We start from the raw sequence: 21645 nt of genomic DNA, 5'->3' as shown, positions 1-21645 counted from the left end.
ATTAAGACTATTTTATCATTTATTCATATAGTTGTGTATCGTGTATGATGAAATATGCTAAAATTATAATACTAAATGTATAAAGGAAGATGGTAATGCAAGGTACGGATACGCACACCGGCATCAAAAAATATATAAGTCTTACCCGCCCGCACACGTTAACGGCGAGTTTTGTTCCGGTCTTAACAGGGACCGCCTGTGTCCTGCTTTTTGCTCCGATCAGATGGGATATGTTTTTTGCAATGCTGATTGCAACAGTCCTCATCCAATCGGCAACAAACATGTTCAATGAATATTACGACTTTAAGAAAGGTCTTGATAATGCACAATCAGTGGGTATCGCAGGTGCCATTGTCAGAAATGGCATGTCGCCCCGGGCGGTGATCAGCATCGCTGTATCCCTCTATATCATTGCCGGGATCATCGGCATCTATATCTCTGTCAACACTTCACTGTGGATACTCGTTATCGGAGGGATTTCGATGGCTGTAGGCTACCTCTATACAGGCGGCCCTTTCCCTATATCGTGGACGCCTTTTGGTGAAATATTCGCCGGTTTCTTCATGGGCACAGTAATCATTATGATCACTTTCTTCATCCATACAGAGACGGTCCATTACTTCCCTCTCTTAATGTCCATACCCGTTGCTGTAACCATCGGATTGATCAACATGATGAACAACGTCAGGGACAGGGTGAAGGATAAGGAAAGCGGCAGGAAAACCTATGTCATACTGGTCGGCAAACCGCTGGCTGTAATTACTACAGCAGCACTCTTAGCCGGAATATATGTCTTCATCGGTTGGATAGCAATATTCAAACCGTTTGGATCCCTTTTTCTGCTCCTTACCTGCCTGTCCATACCAATCGCAGTCAAAACTGTCAGACTGATGTGGCAGGGAGACAAACCGAAGGAACTCATCCCAGCGATGGCTTCCATGGGCAAATTAAATACCATTTTTGGATTACTGCTTACCGCCGGTCTAACACTTTACGGGTTAACCGGCATATAAAACCCGGGACAAATGTCCCGGGTTTTTTTGCTCGCCCCCATGCCAGTTATTTGAATACTATACTGCATCTGTTTTGCTCCTGATTCAATCAATGACCAGATTTATTATTTCATCTCTCGAAATAATATTGATTATTCTCAGAATTATATTATAATTGGAAATATATAAAATATTTAGGGGGAAATTTGTATGCGTTTAAAGACATACCTGCTCACAGGCGGTTTATCCATCGTACTTTTTCTGGGGGCGTGCGGAGGTAACGACTCATCTGAAGAAGAGACAGACGAAGGGGCAGCAACTGAAGAAGATACGACCGAAGAAGATACCGGAGGAGACAGTTCATCCGGTGAAGGGGACATATCATACTCCGGCGAGAATGGAGACTACACAGTAGTTGAATTTGGTCAGGCAACGATCGAACCGACTGAAGAGGAAATGGCAGCCGCTGAAGATAACGAGGAGGCAGAAGCACCGACAGCAGATGAAGTTGTAACCATTGAATTTGAATTTACGAATAACTCCGATGTAGAGACCTCTCCCCAGGAAGGGTTCGGACTTGACCTGGCAGTCAGACAGCTGATGGAAGAAGGGGAAACCACTTTGGAGAATCTGACCATGGACCTTCCGGATGACTATGAGGAAGCAGACCTGGTTTCCACAGCTGCAGAAATGGTCGAGCCCGGGGAGTCCGCAACATCAGTCGTCGCTTATGGACCGCTAGATCCGGAACTCGAGACAGTGCTGCAAAGCCGTGAAAATCCAATGTCTGAAGAAGACACCGAACAACTCGACCACACCATCGAACTTGAAGGCGCCGGTGATACAGAAGAGGAGACAACCGAAGAAGACTCTGAATCATAATACGCCCTGCCCTTCCCGTTTTCACAATGATCATTTACAGACTGATTCAATAACTTTGAAATCATTTTTCGACGAAAACGTTACCGAAGTGACTAAGGAGTGAAATAATGGATAGGCACACTAAATATAATATCCTTATTCTCGTTATTATTGTTGTTGGTCTTGGTTTAGGTTTACTTGGTTATTTTGGTTTTATGGAGTTTATAAAGAATTTTCCAATGAATTAAACGGTTGATATTTTCTACCTGTACAGTAAAAAGTCCAGAACAATCATTTCTTACAATTTGATTTAGCAGTCACTAAAATCGGCATTGCCAGAAAGAAAGCAAATCGTCTCCATATTCCTAAGAAAACAGTGATGGTAACAAATAATAGCCCCTTACACAATACAGTAATGTGTAAGGGGCTATTTAGACATATAAAAGACCACCGACAAAGTGATGATCATTTATATTACCACTATCAATATCCTAGATGATCCATGAATGCACTTATATTATCGGCATCTTTTTGTGTAATATCTCCCATATAGGAATTACTTTTAAAATCGCCTTCATCAGCAATCTTAGGCGGATTCTTAATCATGATATATGAAGGTGCTTTCAAACCGGATTGCCGCCAGTCGCTTATGAATGGCCTATACTTTTTTTGATGGTTCTTCCCCTCTTGCTTAGTAATGTAATAATAGTAAACTATACCATCATTTGTATGTAAAATAAGCACTGGACGGATTTTGACATTTTGAGGGCTATCTTCAAATGCCACACCCAACCAGTGCATTGATCCTGCGTATATTCTATTAGCCATAGTAGTACCATTCTCTACCTTCTATATCTTTTCTGCTAACCATGAGTTTACCTTCTTTATTCCGCTTCGGTTCTTTTGATTCTGAAACAGCTTTCGCAACGTTGAATTTAAAAGGTGAATTTTTGCTTATGTTATTCCCCTGCTCTTTAATCATTACAGAATCACCCTATCCACTTAGTAGTCTTACTATTATATACCCGCTGGTTAAAGACATGCAACAATTTTAATGCAATCTATGATGCGCCTTTAGATCACATTTACAGTCATTTGTAAATCGCCCTGTCAGCGCCCCCTTTATCTACGTTTGAATGTAAAAATATCAATCGGCATAAAACACCCTCTACGAATTTAATCGCAAAGGGTATGGATCATGTTTATTCTTAGAAAACTATTTTAAACGAAGGTTCTATTATTCTTTTAGTCGTTTAAGTGCATCTTTATATACTTTGGAATTATCTCTTTTACCGATTGCCACAACATTTATTACTTCGACTTTGTCGCCGTTTTGTCGGAATACAATTCTTAAACCTGCATCCCTAAACGTTAGTTTACGGCATCCTGCTAAACTTCCTTTTAACATTTCCCCTGCGTTTATACCTCTTTGCTCAATGCGCTTTAATCCTTTTAATATAAACGTCTGTTGGCTGCCGTCCAGCTTGGCGTAATCATCTTTGGCGTCTTCTGTTAGATTAACAACGTACATACTACGTTATTCCCAACCGTCATTTTTATCGAACTCTATTTCAGATAAGTCTACGCCTGTCGCCTCTTTGACTGAATAAGTTTTTACATTCTCTTTTGCTAAACGCTCTTTAACTATCAACTCATCAATACGATCATATAATGCTTCTATTTCACTATTTAAAGCCTCGTATTGTTGAGGCGTCAAAGCGACACCAACAGGCTGATTACGATTAAGGATATATACCCCGTTGTTACTTTCTCTAGCCGTGTTGAATGCGTCCATTGGTGCTTTCTTCATATCTGAAATACTTTTAAACGGCACATCTAAAGTCTTCATATAGATTACCTCCGATATATTATTTAAATGTATTATATCACTCTTTAACGTCTTTTAAAAGTACATTAATTAGTACGTTTTATTAACGGTATAAAAAATCCCCTGATCGTATCATCTACGAAAAGGGGGGGCTAACAGCTTTTTCGGGGTTAGACGCTGTTCAATCCGCTGATATGGACATTTTTTCAGACCGGACTATCATACGGAATGGAAAAACCTCCAAAAAGATTTCCCTTGATCTCGCAACTGGTTCCATACCTTTTTGAGTTGCTCGATTGACTGTCACTAAAATCATTAGGAAAGAAGATATCCATCGATTTTAGTATATTCGTTTGAGTTTATTCTGTCATCACTTTTGGACGGTCTATTAAAATAAGCTTTTATGCTGCTTTTTTAACTTTTCTATCTTGCTATCAATTCTTACTTTTTCTTCGTTTGAAATATCCTTCTCTTCTAACATACCTCTATACATTTTCATTTTTTCCATTGCGTTAATCTCTGCCGTATTTTTTCTATTTGTGCGCCCTCTGTGTGTTCCGAATACCATTATGAAAAATAGGAACGGGATAAAGATAAACATTAACAGTAGTATGAATTCCATTTATATACATCCTTTCTTTTATTTTCATAATAACATAATAGAACGCTGATATTATGTAGTGCCGGACTTTCACCGGCTGAAAGAAAACGATAAGATTTTCTACGGATCTTATACCGACATCTATAGGCGTGATAGGTAAACGCATAGCTTTTATATTCGATCAATGCGATATTGGAATCATCGCAAACTGTAGATACTTTAGAAACTCGTTCAACGCAACATCGATATTTTCCGTTTTTGCTTGGAAATTAAATTGTGTGACCTTTGTCGCTGTTACTTCGGCATCTGCTGAGCCAGTCACTGAATTATTTAGCGCTAGTTCCTTAATTGCCTGCGCTTTTAATTCGTTTAATTTTTCGTCATATTCTTTGCGTAATGAAGCATCTTTCTCGTCTCTTTCTTCTTCTAGTGCGTGAATGTCGTATTTAGCTTTGCTGTCCACACTGTAAACGGGATCTTCACTATTACGAATAGCTTCGATTCTCTTTTTATAGGACTCGTTATTAGCGTCTAGCTTCTGCGTGTATTCTTGATAAAGACTGTCGTCAATGTGTACGAACTTTACCACTCTGAATAGTGCTTTGAGCGTCTTCCGCCAATTCTAAAATCCGATGAAGATTATCATTCATGCTGCCGCCGCTTTCGATTATTATTTTAATTTCATTCTAGCTAAAATAAAAAACGGGACTACATCCCCATATATGATGACCGAACATAGCCCCGGTTAATAAATTCGGTTATAGGTCGTCAGAGAAATCGTAAAGTAGCTCCCCGTCCTTTACTCGGATGATAGTGAAGGCTTCTGAATTCGGGTTCTTATACTCAATCTTATAACCCTCCCCCATAGAGACGTAAATGGAGTCAGACACCCCGACTAGAGCAGTTACGATATCGTCCCATTGTTCCGAATAATTGCCGTTACTTACATACTCGACTAAAACACTCAAACCTGGGTCTGTAGGCAAGATGGTATACGTTTTAGTCTCTTCGTCAAATGAAACGGTACCTCGCTCCCCGTATGCTTCTTCAAGTATTCCTAAAGTCTCATTCTCAAGGGCTGTGGGTTGCTCATCAACGTTCTCCTCGGAATACTCCTCTGAACGTTCAGAATCTTCGCCGAACACATCCGAGACACTTGATGAGCCAACCGCCTCCCTCGTTTCTTCTCCCGTTTCTTCTAGAGGATTATCGGACATATCCGATTCATGTACGACTTCGCTCTCCTCCGTAGATTCTTCGGTTGTATTCGGCTCTGCCTCAACGTCTGCTGCCGTAGTCTCTGTCTCAACGTCTTGTTTCGGCTCTTCTCCGCCACATGCTGCGAGTAAAGATACCGCCAATATAAGTGTTAGTAATCGTTTCATGCTATCGACTCCATTTCGCTTAATATTCGTTTATTTATTAATTACGGATGATCAATCTCTTTAATTTCGTCAATACTTGCGACGTAATCTTCGTGAGAGGCGTCGTCATCTACTTCGACATCGCCTGCCGCGATTCCGCTATATTAACTATGGATCCTACGATACATACAAGTATAAAAAATCCTAAAGCTATGTTCCTCATAACACTGTCTTCATTCCGTTTAGTTTTCATTTGAGAGAATTAATCATGATTCCTTATTCTCATCTTTAATACTTTCATTATATATGATACTTGAAAATGAAATAGATAAACATACTTAAAATTTACAACCCATTAAAAATATCGAAGTCATTTTCGCACACCCAAATCGAAATTAATTAAAAGACCCGACTCCCTACGTTAAGGAATCGGATCTCTATTATATAATACGCTCAATCACGAAATAGATGATTAGTAGGGAAATATTTCTTATGGGCATCAAATATGTGTTTATCAAATAGATTTACGTATACGCGCACCATCTCTAGCGACCTATGGCCGGGGAGTTTCTGCAACTCGAACACATTCGCTCCATTCTCAACCATCGTCTTTGCATAGTACTGGCGTCTCTTACATTGCGCATATACTTTGCGAATTTTTCGATGTCTAGCGCAGATAGCCGATGAATATCCGCCAGTACCTCCGTATTACAGTCCGCCAAATAGTAGCAGAAGACTCTCATTTCGCTTTTATAGTACGTAATTGTGACATCAGCTAGTCCACGGGCTGCACACCTTGTGATTAGCGCGTCTAATCCGTCATCAAAACTGACTACGATTTGTTTTAACATGCGTTTGCTGGACGCCCTAATCCGCGTCAGTTCTTCATTTGAGAGCGATTTGCTTCGAGTATTTTTCGACAAAAAAAGCACCACCTTTCGAATTGTATTCGAGTAGTAGTGCCGGAGTTTACACGGCTTTTTCTAGCGTGACGTGTATACTTTTTCGCTTTAAAAACGCTGTAAACGTTGGTATAACTGTAACGGACAGTGAGTCCGTTCGATTAGAATCAGATAACAACAGAAAGCGCATTATAACGGTGTTTACACGGTATCACCCATACGATTAAACACTATAAAAATAGATTAAAAAGTCACGGATTGGTCACGTGTCTATGAAAAAATATCAAAATACCTCTTTACTTTATGTATATCGATTGATATACTTTAGATAACAAGGAGGTATCGGCCATGGCTAAGAATGAAGCAAGCTTTATTATCAGGTTAACGCAAAAAGATTTAGATGCGTTTAATGAAATTGTAGAAGCGAATGCGATCAATCGCGCGGAGTTAATACGACAATGGATTAAAGAATATGTAGATAATAATAAATGAGGAGAGATTTAATATGAATGAACAAGAAAAAGTACCGTTTTACAAAAAGAATTGGTTTATCATACTAACGTTAATCGTATTTTTCCCGATCGGATTAGTTTTAATGTGGATGTTTAGTAGTTGGGGCAGAACGCCAAAAATCATAGTCACTGCTGTAATCGCTCTTTTTGCAGTCATTGGATCGACCGGAGACACGGAAGAATCTACTGCAGAAGAAGAAAGTAATGACATGGCACAAAACGAAGAAACCACTGAGGAAGTGACCGAAGAGGAAACTGAGGAGCCTACAGAAGAGCAAACAGAAGAAGAAACGACTGAAGAGCCGACTGAGGCAGAGACAACCGAGGAATCCACCGAAGAAGAAACAACTGAAGAACCCACAGAGGAGCAAACAGAAGAGGTGACTGAGGAAGAGACGACTGAAGAGCCTACAGAAGAAGAGGCAGAGGAAGAAACCTCCCCTGCTGAAGAAGTCAAAGAGACAGCTAATGAAGTAGTAGAGGACGTTATTCAGTCTGACGATGAAATTGAAGAAATCGGATATGTTGAAGAGGGAGAACAACTGTTGATTAGAATCAACACGGGTATTGGATGGTCAAATGAATCAATGAAAAATACTATGTATGTACAGACGCATGACATATTAGAAAAATTAGAAGAAATAAACAACGTGGATATTATAAATATTGGATTTAATCTACCTCTTCAGGACGAATACGGAAATGAAGAAGATAGAGAGGTAATGACGCTAGTGTTTAATGGAGAAACTAGGAATAAGATTAATTACGGGAATATCCTCCATGAAAAATTAGCGGACGTTGCGGATGATTATTGGGAGCACCCGGCATTGAATAAATGAAAAACAGCCACCTATTTAGGTGGCCTTTTTAATACATAAAAAAAGACCCCCGCCCCTCCTGCAGGACGAAGATCAATTTTGCCCATTAGCTTCCACACTAATGAGCGGCAAAAAGAGTAGTACAATCTGTATATCTATTATACCATATTTGATGCGCCTGTGGGGGCGGATTTTCATAAATTTGTGGATTTGGACGGACTACATAATCTGATTCATTTCCTCCATCTCAGCGACTACATCCCCCGCCTTCACAGACTCCACAGATTCAGTGATTTCGTCCTCTGGTAGGTAATAGTCAATGATGGGGGCATAGCGCCCTCTTTTTTTATGTATCCCGGAGCTGATGAGGGCTCCGGGATTTTGCATTACATAGTGTAGTGTTTATTAAATTTTATACGAATTTACCCCAAAGCCCTGAACTAGTCACCTGACCGCCGCCACCATTCCATTTTTTTATTGGCATATATCGGGTAGAGCCTGAGCCTGTTTTGTAAGTGCCCCATACGTGACCATCCTGTCGACACAATTCAAAGAAATCAATACTATCCCCTGGCTTTGCCTGTGAGGGCGCTCGATTATTCGGGTTGATAAATGGCGCATTATCATAGACGTAAATTGGTGTATTGCCTACAACAAAGGTAGCATCCACGGCGACATAGTAAGTGTCGTACTGATTGGAATTCCAATTGTCTTCCTTATATCGGATATTCCCAGCACCGCCGGTACCAGAGCCAGACGATGAGCCGGATGATGACTTTTTAAGACTCAATGTCTGACCGATTGAAATCGTATTACTTGATAGACCATTCCACGATTTTAGATTGCCCACACTGACACCATTGGCATTAGCAATGCCCCACAGTGTATCACCCTTACGAACTTTGTACGTGTCGCCGGATGCTGCAGGTGTGGACGGTTTAGATGTGGAGCCGCCGCCTTTGATATCATCCAGATGACCCTGTACCATGTTTTTGAAAGCATTCCAGTTGTTCCAAGCTCGCATTTTATGCGGACAATCTTTGCCAGACCAATTATAATGCTGTCTGAGTTTATTCACACCCCAACCATACTGATCAAGGATGTGCGCAATATACTCAGCGGCATTCTTTTCCGCTTGGGCATGTCGGTTGGAGTAGCGACCACTATATCCATTGTCCATACTATAGCAAATCTCAATGTGGATAGACCGTCTGTTACCCGGTCCGCTACCACCATCGCCCGCTGCCCAGGCGTTACGATTAAACGGGATGGCCTGTACCGCTTGTTTATCGTCAATGGCCACATGGTAAGAAGTCATATTATTATTCCCGCGCATATATGAGACTTCATTGCGGGCAGATGCAGTATTTGCAGTATTATGCACCGTAATTGTACTTGGACTCATCGCATAAGTCGCTTTAATATTATACTTACTGGACGGTACCCAGTTATTAACTACTTTGTAACTCATTACTCATCAACCTCCTCATCAGCCGCAAGGCTTGTAATTTGTTCTTCTTCAGCCGTTTCGGCTTCATCAGGTGTGTCGATGGACTCGCCCACACCCTCATTCTCTTCCTGGTCTTTCTCTTCCATGATTTCTTGCTCTGTTTTTTCAGCCATCAAAAATCACTCCTATCTAAAATTAGGCATAAAAAATACACCTACTATATAGATGCATCAGTCCACCTTATTATCTTTAAGCACCTTTTTCTGCTGTTTGCCTTTCTTTGTCGCAAACTTGTTCTTGTAAATCTCAAACGCTGTATACGCAAACCCTGCGACCGCGTACAGTACGACAACAAAGGCGTTAATGCTGTCCTGTGTGAGCCAATCAAATTGATAACCCAGTACGCCCAGGAATGACGATGCTGCCAAGAGTATTGCGGCAATGTGCCGGATTAAATCACCGGCTGCGCTGTTCTTAACCTCTGAATCCACTTGCGGCTGTCCAGTCCGTTTTTGTTCCGCCATATTGTCACCTCCTTTCTCAAAACATAAATTGCGCCAATCCAAATGCACCAGCGCCCAATGTGGCAATGGCACTAATCAGCGCTACCATAATCTTTGTATTATCCTGCTTCTTACTTCGCTGCATGTCTTCGATACTGCCCAATCGTCGGCCCTGGTCGGTTTGTTTGTATTCGATATCGGTCATTCGCACACTATGATTACTCATGGTCTTATTGAGTTCGCTCAGATGCCCCTCAATATTTTCCATCGACTTAGGCAAACTTTTTTGACTCTCCATGAAGGTGTGCAGCATCAATTTAAGGTCGTTATGATTATCAGTGTGTTTATTGTCCACATCATTGATGCGTTTGTGCAGGTTGCCTTTAGCTGCCTCTAACTCGTGTTTTAGGACGTAATTTTCGTTTGCCAAATCCGAACGCCCCCAATAAACGCCAAAATCCCATTCAAACCGCTCAGTGTGATGTACTGGACTGGTGTCAACCAGGTCTCTGCATTGCCAAACCCGGCAATCGTGATGATGAAGTAAGCCACTGATGAGCCCAACCCGCCGATGAGCAGGAATATGGCAAAGCTGATTGCAGTGTCCCGCTTAGGCAATTTGAGGCTTGCCAGAATGACGAATAGCCCGCTGAGGGCGAATATTAACCCCCATAGCCACAATGGCATAACAAGGCTTAATGTAGCGTACAGGTGAGAGTCAAATAAAGATGTGTCTGTCTCGATAATCCAAAATAGACCCCGCTCCATTGTCATCAGTCCAGTGCCAATAAGCATCAGGCTGGCAATCATCTCTGCGTAACTCATATGCTTATCAAATGTAATCACACCCTTTCTGCGTATAATAAAAACAATCCACTATTCAGCGGGCTGTTTGCCTTGCTCTTTCAACTGATTATACAAATCAGTAATAATTGATTCCTGTTCAGCAATCTGCATATTTGCCCTAGCCAACTGATTGGATAAAGATTGTATGACGTATTCCTGATTAGGCTCTATATAATCACTTTTTGCCATTTTCTAATACCTCCACTCTGTTTAATAAATTTTGGATTACTTGCTGATGCATGAAGATAATATTATCTTTCTTAATCGTTTCATCATCACGCTTTACCAGATGGTCGTTGTTCATTTTGAGGTCATCAATGATAAAACCGACTTGCCTGTCATTTACCGTTTGTGGATTATCTTTGTTAAATTTCGATTCTTCGTCTATAATCCAGTCAAATGTTTTTATTTTGGCATTTTTGATAAACTCGACACTGTCTTTCAAATTCATTTCGCCTTCATTTTTCTTGAACTTACGAGAAGAAGAGCCAACCAACTCACCGCGTAGCCAATCAGCATGAACCGAATTAATGTAACCGAAAGTTAAAGGGCTGCCTTCACGCCCAATTTGATAATAATACGTATTCGTGTTCAATCCTAATATGGCAAGATTGGCTCCACCAGACCGCCAATCGGTACTAAACTGCCAACCACCGTAACCAAAAGCATCTCTTATTTGCACATTTTTATCCCCTCTAATTTGTTGACTATAAGTTCTGTCAAAAATACCGGTGTCCGTCCCCATATAATATGAGTTTTCGGCCGTGTACATTGGGTGAAATGTGATGGTTCTGCTGTGCATATCAATATTGTAGCCTTTATCAAAATCGAATGATTCGTTCCTTATAAAAACTTTACGTCCTACTATTGACTGACCGGCACCGTCTAGAATCTCCCTCTGTCTAGTATTCGCGATAAACCCCGCGAAGTTATCCTCGTCCCTCGATGATAAATTATTTTTGTTAGTCGTCCCTAAATAGACTACAGGGAAACGTCCATTAATACTCCTATCTACTCCAACACCCGCCGTTCGATTGATTCCTCCGACATCATCAAATCGACGGTAATATATCTGATTCCTCGTATCTGTAAACTCGATGGATGCACTGCCACCGAGTTCGAAGTCTGCATTGCTCATTTGAAGTTTGCCAGTGTTCAAATTAAACAAAGTATTGTTATTAATACTTCTTAATATTCCGCCGGCAATCCGGTTGGCTGTCATGCTACCGGTGGTAATCGCATCAGCGACAATACCGGTATAGGTCAATGCATTATTAAACGTCTGCCCGCCGTCCTGACTGAATCCGATGCCATTGGCATTATAACGAGTAACTCCCTGAGTATTATTCAAATTATAGCCATATATACCATTACGCCGATATTCAAAATGACTATCCTCGCCGGCATTTATGATGTTTGTCGCTTCCCTGACAGCATTGGGCAATACATTATATGGCAATTTTCGCTTACCATCAATCAGATCTTGAATATCCTGTATAGAATCATACTGCATATTCCTATACTGCTGACTGATATTTTCATTACCAAACGTATAATCAGAACTGATTAATTCGCCGTCTTCATCAAATTCCTCATTGATTTCAACCACACGAATATAATCATTGATGCCTTTTGACGGGACAACAAAGCGCACCTCATCCCCTTCATTCAGCGGATATTCAAACAGTTCAGCAGACAATTCAAATGATGTTTTCCATGTGCTTTCTTGTTTAGTTTTGAGCGCCTCTTGAATGCCATCAAGTGTGGAATACCTCTCATCATGGATCGGTTCGCCCCATATGACACCGTATTTTTCGGCCATCGGAGAGATGTATTCATACGTTTTTGTCGGCTCTTTGTCTGAACCTTCGTCATCATCGCCCTGAAAGTCATAATACCCTTTGATTGCTGTGCAAAAAGAATCGGTATCTGTCGTAATGTTAAAATCTATTAAATTATCATCCTCGTGGATTAACACATCATTACGTTGGTTACCAATTCTGTTCCTGATTTGTACTGTTTGTGTGCCGATCGGTATATTAAATTCCGCATTATGCCGACTGATGAAGTATAAAAATCTTTGGGTGCTATTTTCCTGCTTAGAATAACTCATTGTATTAGCGTGGAATGTATCAATAATATTCAACAGATATTTTGTGCCTTCAAAGAGTGGCGGGATGCTGTGATCAATGGTCATTGATTTATTTTCCACATCATCCACATGCCAGAAACCGTTGAAATAATGAAAAAAATCAAGTACGGCATCGAATTCTTTATTCCCGTGCATATCCTCTTTTTCGTTAAAAAGGTGATATATATCGCCTTTAAAATTGACTGTCCATCCAGTTTCGATGTTTTCAATGAATTCATCATTGATTTCATTGCGTAAAAAAGAGAGCGTAATTTCACGCTCCCCATTAATAGATCGCTTACGTGGCACTTCCGCAATCGCTGCGTATGTGACGTTGTTTAGTGATGTTACTGTGAGCATGATGGTTCACCTCCTGAATTTAGGTATAATTATTACTTTTACAAAACTGTAGGGTATCTTTCACCGAAAATACAGGCTATCCTTTGAGTTACACTGAAACTATCCCCAGAGTTTAAATAACTTTTGTTAGTAAAATAAAAGTACACTTTAGATACGTTATCACTTCTAAAGGTGATAAGCCCTGGAGGAGAATTTATATTTTCAACATTTAGATTAATAGCATCTTTCAATGATGTTACATCCATCGCCGCTGCATGATACCGTCCAGAAGTGTTTTCACCGACATATATAGCACTATTCACTCCTAAATCAAAAGAACGTTCAGAACTATCTTGCGGTATAGGTGAGTATATCTCCCCGTTTTCTAATTCTAGTTTATACATATTATTTGGGCTGGAGGGCAACATTCCTAAATAACCAGCGTTAGAAAATATATCGTTTAACACTTCTATATTATTTGTTATTGTCAGAAATGGATTTACCTCAGATATTGTATGAGTTACAATATGACTCCACATCTCTAAGTTAGAGTTCGGATTATTTGCTCTAAAAGTCTGGGAAATTTTTACGTTTTCAACCTCTTTATAATCAAATTCGAGGGTGTTTTTTTCTGTGCCTGAAATAAAAACTTCATGCTCTCCATCCGCAAATATACGACCAGAAACATTTAGGCTGACATTTTTTACACTGCCATGTTGCGGAACCCAAACACCAGAATTGGAATTGCCAACGTCGGTCCCGTTTATTGCGAAATCTGGGATTGAATTAGGTGATATTACCCATTTAGAGGTCGAGTGATTTAAAGGCGAAACTTTTCCATGATTCAATGCATATACCGTGGGGTCTGCCGGTTTGTAATGTACATACCCCCTAGCTGAAGATGTAGGAGGATTAAATGGATCAGCGCCTTTAAATGTAGCTTTACCTTTGTATTTTTGATGTGGTAAATCCTCAAAAACAGTCCTGGTTACAATTGTGGTGTTATTATTATAACAAGTAATATTCTTCTTCATTCCATTACTTAATTCGAACTCCCATAAACCGCCGCGTGATTCAACTACACTCGTAAAGTGAAGATTACTTCCTTCAAATTCAAAGTTGAAAGAATCTCCTACCGCTGTAGTGAATGTACTCGGAGCAGACCCTTCATTAAATACACCATCTAAAGTAACATCTATCTTATTCTGAATAGGGTCTTCAAATCCAGAACGAACACCTCTAAGCAATAATAAACCATCGTCATTATTAACAAATCTATATTCAACAACACCTTTTATTCCATCACCCATCCCAATACCTACATATATTGCTTCTGAATCTTTTTTTAAGTACATTCCCCTCACATTAATTAAGCTATTCACTTTGTCCACAAGATTGGTGTGCCGGAATGATAACACGCTTTTTTTATTGACTTCTTCTTCCTGATTGTTCAACCTATCTTTTAAAAGAGGTAATCCTCCACGTGCTTGCACTACTTCTGCTTCTGAATTTCCGTTTTCAAGTATTATTTCATCTAACTGACGTTGTACATCTTCGTTCATATCATTTGTTTTTTTGGCTTCACTCAAAACACTATGCGCCTTACTCAACGCTTCATCATAAGTGTAACCCATGCCATTGAATAACTTGATCAACTCATTGATGATATTCCGAGTTTCAGAACCATGAGCGCTATTTATCAAAGGTATCTTTTTCTGCACCACATTATCACTCCTCTCATAATAAAAAATGACCAACCCGAAGGTCAGTCATACAAATATCTAAAGTCTATTTTAAATTCGTAATCTCGGTTAGGTATACCTCTGACATCCCAATAGTTCCATCCTGTCTTTACAGTTAGGAAATTGAAGTTTGTATCACCTAATACATTCTTACCGTTCAGCGTGACGTGTTTTCCATGAATCCGAATCACATCGCCGACTTTAAAGTCATACCATAACTTAAACGTTGTCGTGCCGTCGTCAATGTCAATCAATCCATTGGTGGGTACAGCGTTTAATTTCAGAGTAATCAAACTTTCTTTCTGCTGAATGAGTTTCACTTCTTCATCGCCAGCATTATAAAATGTCGGTTTCACACCTGTAAACTCATACTGCCAGTAGTTTTCCGCAAACCATGTCCCCATGCCGTACGCCCACTTATCATTAAAACGGATTCCCTCGCTGTCTAAGTCGGTTGTGGTGTGGAGAGATTGTTTGAATGGCGTGTCGATGATTTTTAGAGGGATTTCAGCGCGTCCCCATGTGAGGCTGATTTCTTCCATCGTATAACCGGAGTCCACAGTTACTTTTAATAATTTGAATGGTTGATGAGTCTCAGCAACATAAAAAATACCAAGGTTCCGGAAGAAACTATATATTTCATCCCGTTTTAAACGCCAGTCAGTTTCATCCATTGCGACAAAAGATAAAACAATATTAACCTCTCTATCTTTTGGGTATCTCTTAACCAACTTATCCGTATAACTCGATTGACTATAAACATTTTCATAAATAACGGATCCGATGACTATATCGAATCCGATGTTTCCCGGCGTTTTCATTCCGTAACCTAAACTATCAATTGGGAAGTTAACTTCATTTTTATCAATGTCGTATATCTTAAACGCCATAATTCAACCTCCCCGTTTTCTTTCTGTGTTTCGATGATTCTCTACTGCTGTAGTTAGCATTCGCTTTTCCGACATCATTCTCAGTGATGCCTGACTTATCCTCAATGCCGGCCAAGTAATTGATTGCCTGATTCATCTGATTGATCTGTTTCTGTTGATTATCTATCATTTGTTCGTAATGTTTATCGCTGCCGCGACCAATTGCGCCACCAACTTGATCATAAATCTGATTGGCCCTACCGCGCTGATTGGCAGATAGTGGGATAACCGCTTCTGGTCCCTCTTCAGCAATTTCTGCAAAGTGCGGCTGATCAAATATGCCGCCCCTCGCATGAGCAAGGACGTCTTTTGGATTAATCGTACTGTTGTTGATGACGTCTGACCCTTGCTGTGCCTGCCAGTGAATATGTGCGCCAGTTGTCCACTGTCCGCTGTTACCAGTTTTAGCTATCAAGTCACCCGCACCAACAGAACCGGTCTTGACGATGTCTGAGAGGTGCATGAAGAATTGAGTGAGTTCACCGGACTTAAGCTTAGCGACCAGTCCGCCACCGTTGTTATTGAGGCTGGATACTTTTCCGGCAGTCGGCGCGTGGACAGGCGTGCCGATTGGTGTCGCATAGTCAATACCGTAATGGTGCCCATTGTTAAACGATGTCGGGTAGCCCGGCACGGGGCTGTTTGGACTGTACGGCGTCGTCTGTCTATAATTCATGAATGATTGACTGCTACCAGTTCCTAAGCCGCCGGCATTATCCTCAAATATGCCTGTGAGCCAATCAAGGGCTGTATCTTTGACAAGGTCCCAACTGCCGCTGACCATATCGCCGGCAAAGCCAGAAAGGCCGCCAAAGTCTGGTGTGATCGTATCCAGTATGGATTCCATCGCTTTGCCCGGTTCTGTGATAAAGTCCCAGACATTGCTGACCATATCAGTAAACGATCCCCACAATCCTTTATCATCTCCGGTATTACCACCTTCAGAGCCAGTGCCCTGACTAAACCGTGGGATTTTTCCGGATGCTATCATAGACTGCGTTTCAGCACCATTAAATATTCGGTCACCTTTTTTGAGGCCGACAAAGGCATTTTTACCCTGTGGTGCAAGCATCTTGTTGCCGCGTTGAATCAGCTCCTGCGTTGCGCCGCCGCGTCCGTTGCCCGGGCCTTTGTCATTGAGGATGCCCGGGCCGTCGTTAGCGATTCGACCATTCCGTGTACCCGTGGAGAATGTCGGCACATCAAATGAGCCAATTTCCATGTCAAGACCAATCGCATCCAGAATCTTATTCAATCCGCCGGTGATGCCGTCCAGAACGTCCTGTAAGGCACCGGCCATGTCATTACCCATTGACTTAACGCCATCAACTGCTGCACTTGCTGCGTTGGATATAGCGTCACCAATACGTCCCGGCAAATCTGTTGCCCAGTCGACAATGTTGTCAAAGGTATCTGACACCCAGTCTTTGATGTCGTTAAAGACTGACTTAGTGCTTTCCCATAGGCCGTCCCAAGCATCTGTGACGCCCGTCCAGATGTCGTTAGCAAGGTTTGTGATTCTATTCCATAAACGATTCCATAAATTGGAAAGGAATTCAAATATATTATTGAAAATATTCTCTGTTCTTCTGAATATAATTTGCCAACCCTCTACAACGGTGTTGAATATATTGGAGACAACGTCTGAAATTGTGCTCCAAATTGTGCTCCATAAATTGGATAAGAAGTTTTTTACGCTATTAAAAATCCTGCTCGTTGTATCAGACAGGCTTCGCCAGCGATCCATAACGGAAGTAACTATATTTCTAACAACTCTTGTAAATGTATTTTTAATAACATTCCACACAGATGTGAAGAAATTGGATATCCAGTTAAAAATACGTTCTATGCCGGCCATGAAGTTTTCAAAATATGAAATGGCAAAGTTAACAATTGCGTTTATAACCGTATTAAATGTTGATTTTATGCCATTCCAAATGCTGCTGAAGAAACTCGCAATTGAGCTGAAAATGGTAGATACTGCATCCTTCAGCATATTGAAATAAGTCCGTCCAAAATCGACAATGCCGGAAACAACAGAATTGAATATATCTTTAATGGCATTCCATACCGTTGATGTTAGAGACTTGATGGTATCCCAAACAATTCCTATAATGTCACCAATTGAGTTAAATTTACCAGAAGCTAGTGTCTGGATCATCCCCCACACTGTGGAAAGCATGGTGGAAATCGTATTCCAGACCGTGGTTGTGACTGATTTTATCGTGTTCCATATTACAGAAAATAAGCTGGATAAACGATTAAAAATCGGCTGAGCAAAAGCGACAATATTATTCCAAGCTGTCATCAGCATGTTGGAAATAAAATCCCAAGCTGTCTGCGCCGCCGATGATACCCCCGTCCAAATATTTGATAAGAAATTAGCGATTGAGTTAAAGACTGAGGTTGCTGTGTTTGAAATCCAATTCCAAACTGTACCGAGTTTATCGGATATAAAGTCCCATGCAACGGACGTTGCAGTGCTTATGACAGTCCAAACAGTACTGATAAATGTGGATATTTGATTAAACACCGGCATGACTAACTTAAGCAGAGCGTTCCAAGCCTGCGTTAAAATCGTAGTAACCACATTCCACCCCGCCTGCGCCATTGTGGAAATGACTGTCCAAACGTTGCCAATGAAGTTAGCGATTCTGTTAAATATTGGCGTTGCTATACCTAATATCCCTTGCCAAGCAGCAGATAAGAATTCTGTAATATAATTCCAGGTAGCAACCGCTGCCTCTGAAACTTTCGTCCACACGTTAGATAAGAAACTGGTAATATGCCCAAAAACGGATACGGCTGTGTCTCTAATCGTATTCCATATGCCGATGACTGCGTTTTTGAAGGTTTCATTGGTATTCCAAAGATAAATAAATACACCGGCTAAAGCGGTGATGCCAGTAATAATTAAACCGACTGGATTCAACAGCATACCGAATACTCCAGCTACTTTAGCGATGGCACCGCCAACCGCTAAGCCAACCTTCACAAAACCACCGAATGCAGTGACTACTTGCGCTATCGGTCCGATGATTGATCCAAGAACCATTAATAGAGGGCCAATTGCCGCTACTATAGCACCAATCGCTACAGTCAGCATTTGTGCAGGCCCGCTCAGATTACTAAACCAATTTCCTAGGCTTTCGACACCTGAGATCAAGTCCATAATCACTGGTTCAAAGTCTTCAGCGATCTGCATAAATACTTCGCCAAGCGGCGCAACTGCCGTCTGTATACGGTTTTTCATTTCCGTAAACCGGTCCCCCACCGTCTTAGTCTCCTCGGATAAACCGGCTACAGTGCCCTCTGAACCTTCCAAAGCTGTACCGAGTTCCTCGAGCGATGGGATCGTGCCATTTCTAACCGCTGTGGTCAGGCGTTGTGCCCCTTCAGCGCCAAACTGTTCAGTAGCAATGCCAAGCGCTTCTGTTTCAGTTTCGGCATCCTGCATCTTACTGATCGTTTTATCAAATTCTTCGCGGCTGTTCTTTCCTTCATCGGCCCAATTTCTAAATGCCATGTTCAAGCCAGGCATAATCCGGGAGACGTTGATGCCGCCTTTTTCCATGCGTCCAAACAGGTCAGCCGCCTCATTCATTTCAAATCCGGCATTACTGAGGACCGGACCGTATTCGGACAAGTTAGAGGTTAACTCACCCAGACCAATACCATAGTCCTGTGTCGCCTTAAACAGGCTATCCATTTGGGCTTCGCCTTGTTCAGCGGGGACACCCCATTGTTGCAAGGCTTTACCGAAGGCTTGAGCGTTGGCTGAGCCATCTTCTCCCATCATGCGGGAGGCTTCCAACACACTAGTGGTTAAGCCCTCCAATACGTCGCCGGTTGCGCCCGTGGAGGTGTTGAGCGTCGCTAATGCATCAGATGCCGTCTGACTGTCTGTAGGGATGGATGTAAAGACGTTCTCGAAGTTCTGTTTCAGTCCCTCTAAATCCTTACCTGTGGCACCTGTACCGACCTGTATTGTGTTATATGCTTTGTCAAAGTCGTTAGCGGCAGCAAAGGCGGCTGTACCAAGTCCAAGAATTGGGGCAGTCACTGCCGCAGTCATACCTTTACCGGCTTTACTGAGACCACTGCCAATCTTATCCATTTTACCTTGCATATTATTCATTTTCTTTTCAAAATCTTTAATGTTCGCGCCGATTCGGACGGTTAATTGTGCTGTATCTGCCATTTCTTCACCTCCTTCATTTCAAATAAAAAAGCACGAGCTAAATGCCCATGCTGCGTTTCATTTCGTCGATGTCTTCTTTTGTCGTAACCACTTTTTCTTCTTTTTCTTGTTCCTGCGCTTCTGGACTCTTACCAATCATTTTTTCAATAGACGGTATCTGCTTACTCTTACGATGAGATGACATCTCCCACTGTGCGTGTTGCGCAAGCTTCGCCCGGTCTTGATAATCATTCCAAATGTAGGCATCCATCATTACATTAAACTCAGCGAGAGTGAGTTCCCAAAATTCCGCGGGTTTGATATTCCCAATCGCTACCGCGTACTTCATGAGGTCTTTATACTCCCACTGTTTTACGCGTTTTTTCCTTCACCTTCATCAGGCGCTTCGTCTTCCTCTTCGCCCTCTTTCGGAATGATGCCGCCGTTCTGGAGCGCTTCTTCAATGGGCGGCATAAGGTCCTGCAGGTCTGTACCTTGTTCCATCTCAGCGGAAAGCAACTGCCCGGTACGTGACAGCGTCAAACCCTTCTCTTTCCACTTAAGACCGGCCCAATATAGCGCACGGATAGACCTAAAGCCCATCTGTCCTTCCTGAAATGCCGCGCCGATACCGAGGCCAATAACCTCTTCAAAATCTGACATTGCGTTGAAATCAAACTTAAGCAGTCTTTCTTGTCCGTCTAACTCTACTCTCACTGGTTTCATGTATATGATTCCTCCTATTATTTAATAAAACGTAAAAAAAGCAGCAGTGTTAATTACTGCTGCCTATCATTAATGTGTCGCCGATTTCCGCCGCCCCTATCTCTAGGGGGTCGTTAGGGTGTCGTCTCGCCGCCTGTGTCTTCTTGACGCTCATACTTGCCTTGCCCAGTAAACGTCATAGAGTATGTCAAAACATCATCCATTGGTGCTTCGATGGGATAAGTGGTTAGAATTGCATCGCCTGTATAGGTATCTACACCCGGAATGGTGAAGTCAACTACCAGCGCTTCTTTATTTTCGAACTTGTCATTAAGAATCCTCAATGAAGAGTCATCTTCAAGGACCACACCGTCTGTTTCAATGGACCATGAACCCTGTCCGGCCAAGCTGTACGCCCATCCGGCAAGCTGCTTGTGTGTCGCATCTATCGTTTCCATCTCGCGGTTAAGCGTCGCTGAACGCTGACCGCCAATCACCTGTTTTTCGCCGTCGCTTGTTTCAACTGAAATTAGTACGTTTACGCCTGTTTGTGGCATATTTATACACTCCTTAATTTAATATTGGTTTCCAGAACACCATGCATCAGCGCGGTATTCGTGGAATTGTCTTGGATAAACTGTGTGGTGATTTCTTCACCTTTAACGCCAAATTCTGACAGCACCATGCTCTCCACATCTGCCATCATCTTTGTAATTCTCCCCCGCTCTCGCCAATTGTCATGCCAGAAATGGATGGTCACTTGCGTATTCTTGCCAAGCGCCTCCTTGTGAAAGCGATCGTTCTGTGACATCTGACTACCAAGCATTAAAAATGGATACTCTGTGCCGGACGGCGGGATGTAGTCGTAAACATTCTCCTCGCCGTATAAATCAGCACAAAGCATCCGTAATTTTGTAAACACTTCTTGTTCGGGTGACATTC

At 41.7% G+C, this 21645-nt stretch carries 26 protein-coding genes; 4 read left to right on the top strand and 22 right to left on the bottom strand.

What is annotated here, in order from left to right:
- Window positions 1-95 precede the first annotated feature (95 nt).
- Together G343_RS0107100 and G343_RS0107095 are read left to right on the top strand one after the other, a co-directional pair.
- Window positions 96-1013: a 1,4-dihydroxy-2-naphthoate polyprenyltransferase gene (locus G343_RS0107100; protein WP_020007433.1), complete on the top strand. Its 918-nt coding sequence runs from the start codon at window positions 96-98 to the stop codon at window positions 1011-1013.
- A gap of 189 nt (window positions 1014-1202) precedes the next feature.
- Window positions 1203-1874, top strand: coding sequence for a DUF4352 domain-containing protein (locus G343_RS0107095; RefSeq protein WP_020007432.1), 672 nt, complete (start codon window positions 1203-1205; stop codon window positions 1872-1874).
- Between the two features lie 462 nt (window positions 1875-2336).
- Here G343_RS0107095 and G343_RS0107085 read toward each other — a convergent pair whose 3' ends face one another.
- The 8 genes from G343_RS0107085 to G343_RS15165 form a co-directional block, all read right to left on the bottom strand.
- The gene (locus tag G343_RS0107085; RefSeq protein WP_020007430.1) at window positions 2337-2681 is read right to left on the bottom strand and encodes a hypothetical protein; all 345 of its coding nucleotides are present in this window, start codon (window positions 2679-2681) and stop codon (window positions 2337-2339) included.
- A complete protein-coding gene (locus G343_RS15405; protein WP_020007429.1) occupies window positions 2674-2835 on the bottom strand; it encodes a hypothetical protein in 162 nt (53 codons plus the stop codon). The genes G343_RS0107085 and G343_RS15405 overlap by 8 nt, the downstream gene beginning before the upstream one ends.
- A 255-nt stretch (window positions 2836-3090) precedes the next feature.
- Window positions 3091-3384 carry a type II toxin-antitoxin system RelE family toxin gene (locus G343_RS0107075; RefSeq protein WP_020007428.1) on the bottom strand — a complete coding sequence of 98 codons (294 nt, stop codon included), beginning with the start codon at window positions 3382-3384 and terminating at the stop codon, window positions 3091-3093.
- A 6-nt stretch (window positions 3385-3390) separates the two neighbouring features.
- Entirely contained in the window at window positions 3391-3702 is a 312-nt protein-coding gene (locus G343_RS0107070) for a hypothetical protein (RefSeq protein WP_020007427.1), read from the bottom strand.
- Between the two features lie 367 nt (window positions 3703-4069).
- Window positions 4070-4303 carry a hypothetical protein gene (locus G343_RS0107065; protein WP_020007426.1) on the bottom strand — a complete coding sequence of 78 codons (234 nt, stop codon included), beginning with the start codon at window positions 4301-4303 and terminating at the stop codon, window positions 4070-4072.
- Window positions 4304-4463: 160 nt separating this feature from the next.
- Window positions 4464-4871, bottom strand: coding sequence for a hypothetical protein (locus tag G343_RS0107060; protein WP_020007425.1), 408 nt, complete (start codon window positions 4869-4871; stop codon window positions 4464-4466).
- 169 nt (window positions 4872-5040) lie between these two features.
- Entirely contained in the window at window positions 5041-5667 is a 627-nt protein-coding gene (locus tag G343_RS0107055) for a hypothetical protein (RefSeq protein WP_020007424.1), read from the bottom strand.
- A gap of 432 nt (window positions 5668-6099) precedes the next feature.
- A complete protein-coding gene (locus tag G343_RS15165) occupies window positions 6100-6303 on the bottom strand; it encodes a tyrosine-type recombinase/integrase (RefSeq protein ID WP_281167421.1) in 204 nt (67 codons plus the stop codon).
- 593 nt (window positions 6304-6896) lie between these two features.
- On the opposite strand from G343_RS15165, the gene G343_RS15160 reads away from it, so the two are divergent.
- The gene (locus G343_RS15160) at window positions 6897-7040 is read left to right on the top strand and encodes a ribbon-helix-helix domain-containing protein (protein ID WP_020007422.1); all 144 of its coding nucleotides are present in this window, start codon (window positions 6897-6899) and stop codon (window positions 7038-7040) included.
- A gap of 13 nt (window positions 7041-7053) precedes the next feature.
- Entirely contained in the window at window positions 7054-7899 is an 846-nt protein-coding gene (locus tag G343_RS15630; protein ID WP_020007421.1) for a hypothetical protein, read from the top strand.
- A gap of 391 nt (window positions 7900-8290) precedes the next feature.
- Here G343_RS15630 and G343_RS0107035 read toward each other — a convergent pair whose 3' ends face one another.
- The 14 genes from G343_RS0107035 to G343_RS0106970 all read right to left on the bottom strand — a co-directional run bounded on the left by G343_RS0107035 (window position 8291) and on the right by G343_RS0106970 (window position 21643).
- Entirely contained in the window at window positions 8291-9349 is a 1059-nt protein-coding gene (locus G343_RS0107035; RefSeq protein WP_020007420.1) for a LysM peptidoglycan-binding domain-containing protein, read from the bottom strand.
- Window positions 9349-9501 carry a hypothetical protein gene (locus G343_RS15400; protein ID WP_020007419.1) on the bottom strand — a complete coding sequence of 51 codons (153 nt, stop codon included), beginning with the start codon at window positions 9499-9501 and terminating at the stop codon, window positions 9349-9351. The genes G343_RS0107035 and G343_RS15400 overlap by 1 nt, the downstream gene beginning before the upstream one ends.
- 57 nt (window positions 9502-9558) lie before the next feature.
- Window positions 9559-9852: a phage holin gene (locus G343_RS0107025; protein WP_020007418.1), complete on the bottom strand. Its 294-nt coding sequence runs from the start codon at window positions 9850-9852 to the stop codon at window positions 9559-9561.
- A gap of 16 nt (window positions 9853-9868) precedes the next feature.
- Window positions 9869-10261 (bottom strand): hypothetical protein, encoded by a 393-nt coding sequence (locus G343_RS15005; protein WP_020007417.1) that lies wholly within the window; start codon window positions 10259-10261, stop codon window positions 9869-9871.
- On the bottom strand, window positions 10237-10677 hold the full coding sequence (locus G343_RS0107015; RefSeq protein WP_156823586.1) for a hypothetical protein: 441 nt from the start codon (window positions 10675-10677) through the stop codon (window positions 10237-10239). Before G343_RS0107015 ends, G343_RS15005 begins: the two co-directional genes overlap by 25 nt.
- A gap of 30 nt (window positions 10678-10707) precedes the next feature.
- The gene (locus tag G343_RS15395) at window positions 10708-10866 is read right to left on the bottom strand and encodes a hypothetical protein (RefSeq protein ID WP_020007415.1); all 159 of its coding nucleotides are present in this window, start codon (window positions 10864-10866) and stop codon (window positions 10708-10710) included.
- Window positions 10853-13168, bottom strand: coding sequence for a phage tail protein (locus G343_RS0107005; RefSeq protein WP_020007414.1), 2316 nt, complete (start codon window positions 13166-13168; stop codon window positions 10853-10855). The genes G343_RS15395 and G343_RS0107005 overlap by 14 nt, the downstream gene beginning before the upstream one ends.
- A 38-nt stretch (window positions 13169-13206) precedes the next feature.
- The gene (locus tag G343_RS0107000; protein WP_211211836.1) at window positions 13207-14868 is read right to left on the bottom strand and encodes a hypothetical protein; all 1662 of its coding nucleotides are present in this window, start codon (window positions 14866-14868) and stop codon (window positions 13207-13209) included.
- Between the two features lie 44 nt (window positions 14869-14912).
- On the bottom strand, window positions 14913-15779 hold the full coding sequence (locus tag G343_RS0106995) for a phage tail family protein (RefSeq protein ID WP_020007412.1): 867 nt from the start codon (window positions 15777-15779) through the stop codon (window positions 14913-14915).
- Window positions 15769-20019, bottom strand: coding sequence for a phage tail tape measure protein (locus G343_RS0106990; protein ID WP_020007411.1), 4251 nt, complete (start codon window positions 20017-20019; stop codon window positions 15769-15771). The genes G343_RS0106995 and G343_RS0106990 overlap by 11 nt, the downstream gene beginning before the upstream one ends.
- A gap of 37 nt (window positions 20020-20056) precedes the next feature.
- Window positions 20057-20347, bottom strand: coding sequence for a hypothetical protein (locus G343_RS0106985; RefSeq protein WP_020007410.1), 291 nt, complete (start codon window positions 20345-20347; stop codon window positions 20057-20059).
- Window positions 20348-20370: 23 nt separating this feature from the next.
- On the bottom strand, window positions 20371-20724 hold the full coding sequence (locus tag G343_RS0106980; RefSeq protein WP_020007409.1) for a hypothetical protein: 354 nt from the start codon (window positions 20722-20724) through the stop codon (window positions 20371-20373).
- Between the two features lie 113 nt (window positions 20725-20837).
- Window positions 20838-21260 carry a phage major tail protein, TP901-1 family gene (locus G343_RS0106975; RefSeq protein ID WP_020007408.1) on the bottom strand — a complete coding sequence of 141 codons (423 nt, stop codon included), beginning with the start codon at window positions 21258-21260 and terminating at the stop codon, window positions 20838-20840.
- 2 nt (window positions 21261-21262) lie between these two features.
- Window positions 21263-21643 carry a DUF3168 domain-containing protein gene (locus G343_RS0106970; RefSeq protein WP_020007407.1) on the bottom strand — a complete coding sequence of 127 codons (381 nt, stop codon included), beginning with the start codon at window positions 21641-21643 and terminating at the stop codon, window positions 21263-21265.
- Window positions 21644-21645: the final 2 nt, after the last annotated feature.

Origin of the sequence: Salinicoccus albus DSM 19776 (genome assembly GCF_000385175.1) — a bacterium.
GTDB lineage: Bacteria > Bacillota > Bacilli > Staphylococcales > Salinicoccaceae > Salinicoccus > Salinicoccus albus.
The sequence above is the reverse complement of the archived record's forward strand: the minus strand, read 5'-3'. Positions and strand labels throughout refer to the sequence as shown.

What these genes read in the sequence shown, in the direction of transcription:
- G343_RS0107100 (WP_020007433.1), top strand. Translation starts at nt 96, where the DNA reads ATGCAAGGTACGGATACGCACACCGGCATCAAAAAATATATAAGTCTT.
- G343_RS0107095 (WP_020007432.1), top strand. Translation starts at nt 1,203, where the DNA reads ATGCGTTTAAAGACATACCTGCTCACAGGCGGTTTATCCATCGTACTT.
- G343_RS0107085 (WP_020007430.1), bottom strand. Translation starts at nt 2,681, where the DNA reads ATGGCTAATAGAATATACGCAGGATCAATGCACTGGTTGGGTGTGGCA.
- G343_RS15405 (WP_020007429.1), bottom strand. Translation starts at nt 2,835, where the DNA reads ATGATTAAAGAGCAGGGGAATAACATAAGCAAAAATTCACCTTTTAAA.
- G343_RS0107075 (WP_020007428.1), bottom strand. Translation starts at nt 3,384, where the DNA reads ATGTACGTTGTTAATCTAACAGAAGACGCCAAAGATGATTACGCCAAG.
- G343_RS0107070 (WP_020007427.1), bottom strand. Translation starts at nt 3,702, where the DNA reads ATGAAGACTTTAGATGTGCCGTTTAAAAGTATTTCAGATATGAAGAAA.
- G343_RS0107065 (WP_020007426.1), bottom strand. Translation starts at nt 4,303, where the DNA reads ATGGAATTCATACTACTGTTAATGTTTATCTTTATCCCGTTCCTATTT.
- G343_RS0107055 (WP_020007424.1), bottom strand. Translation starts at nt 5,667, where the DNA reads ATGAAACGATTACTAACACTTATATTGGCGGTATCTTTACTCGCAGCA.
- G343_RS15160 (WP_020007422.1), top strand. Translation starts at nt 6,897, where the DNA reads ATGGCTAAGAATGAAGCAAGCTTTATTATCAGGTTAACGCAAAAAGAT.
- G343_RS15630 (WP_020007421.1), top strand. Translation starts at nt 7,054, where the DNA reads ATGAATGAACAAGAAAAAGTACCGTTTTACAAAAAGAATTGGTTTATC.
- G343_RS0107035 (WP_020007420.1), bottom strand. Translation starts at nt 9,349, where the DNA reads ATGAGTTACAAAGTAGTTAATAACTGGGTACCGTCCAGTAAGTATAAT.
- G343_RS15400 (WP_020007419.1), bottom strand. Translation starts at nt 9,501, where the DNA reads ATGGCTGAAAAAACAGAGCAAGAAATCATGGAAGAGAAAGACCAGGAA.
- G343_RS0107025 (WP_020007418.1), bottom strand. Translation starts at nt 9,852, where the DNA reads ATGGCGGAACAAAAACGGACTGGACAGCCGCAAGTGGATTCAGAGGTT.
- G343_RS15395 (WP_020007415.1), bottom strand. Translation starts at nt 10,866, where the DNA reads ATGGCAAAAAGTGATTATATAGAGCCTAATCAGGAATACGTCATACAA.
- G343_RS0107005 (WP_020007414.1), bottom strand. Translation starts at nt 13,168, where the DNA reads ATGCTCACAGTAACATCACTAAACAACGTCACATACGCAGCGATTGCG.
- G343_RS0106995 (WP_020007412.1), bottom strand. Translation starts at nt 15,779, where the DNA reads ATGGCGTTTAAGATATACGACATTGATAAAAATGAAGTTAACTTCCCA.
- G343_RS0106990 (WP_020007411.1), bottom strand. Translation starts at nt 20,019, where the DNA reads ATGGCAGATACAGCACAATTAACCGTCCGAATCGGCGCGAACATTAAA.
- G343_RS0106985 (WP_020007410.1), bottom strand. Translation starts at nt 20,347, where the DNA reads ATGAAGTACGCGGTAGCGATTGGGAATATCAAACCCGCGGAATTTTGG.
- G343_RS0106980 (WP_020007409.1), bottom strand. Translation starts at nt 20,724, where the DNA reads ATGAAACCAGTGAGAGTAGAGTTAGACGGACAAGAAAGACTGCTTAAG.
- G343_RS0106975 (WP_020007408.1), bottom strand. Translation starts at nt 21,260, where the DNA reads ATGCCACAAACAGGCGTAAACGTACTAATTTCAGTTGAAACAAGCGAC.
- G343_RS0106970 (WP_020007407.1), bottom strand. Translation starts at nt 21,643, where the DNA reads ATGTCACCCGAACAAGAAGTGTTTACAAAATTACGGATGCTTTGTGCT.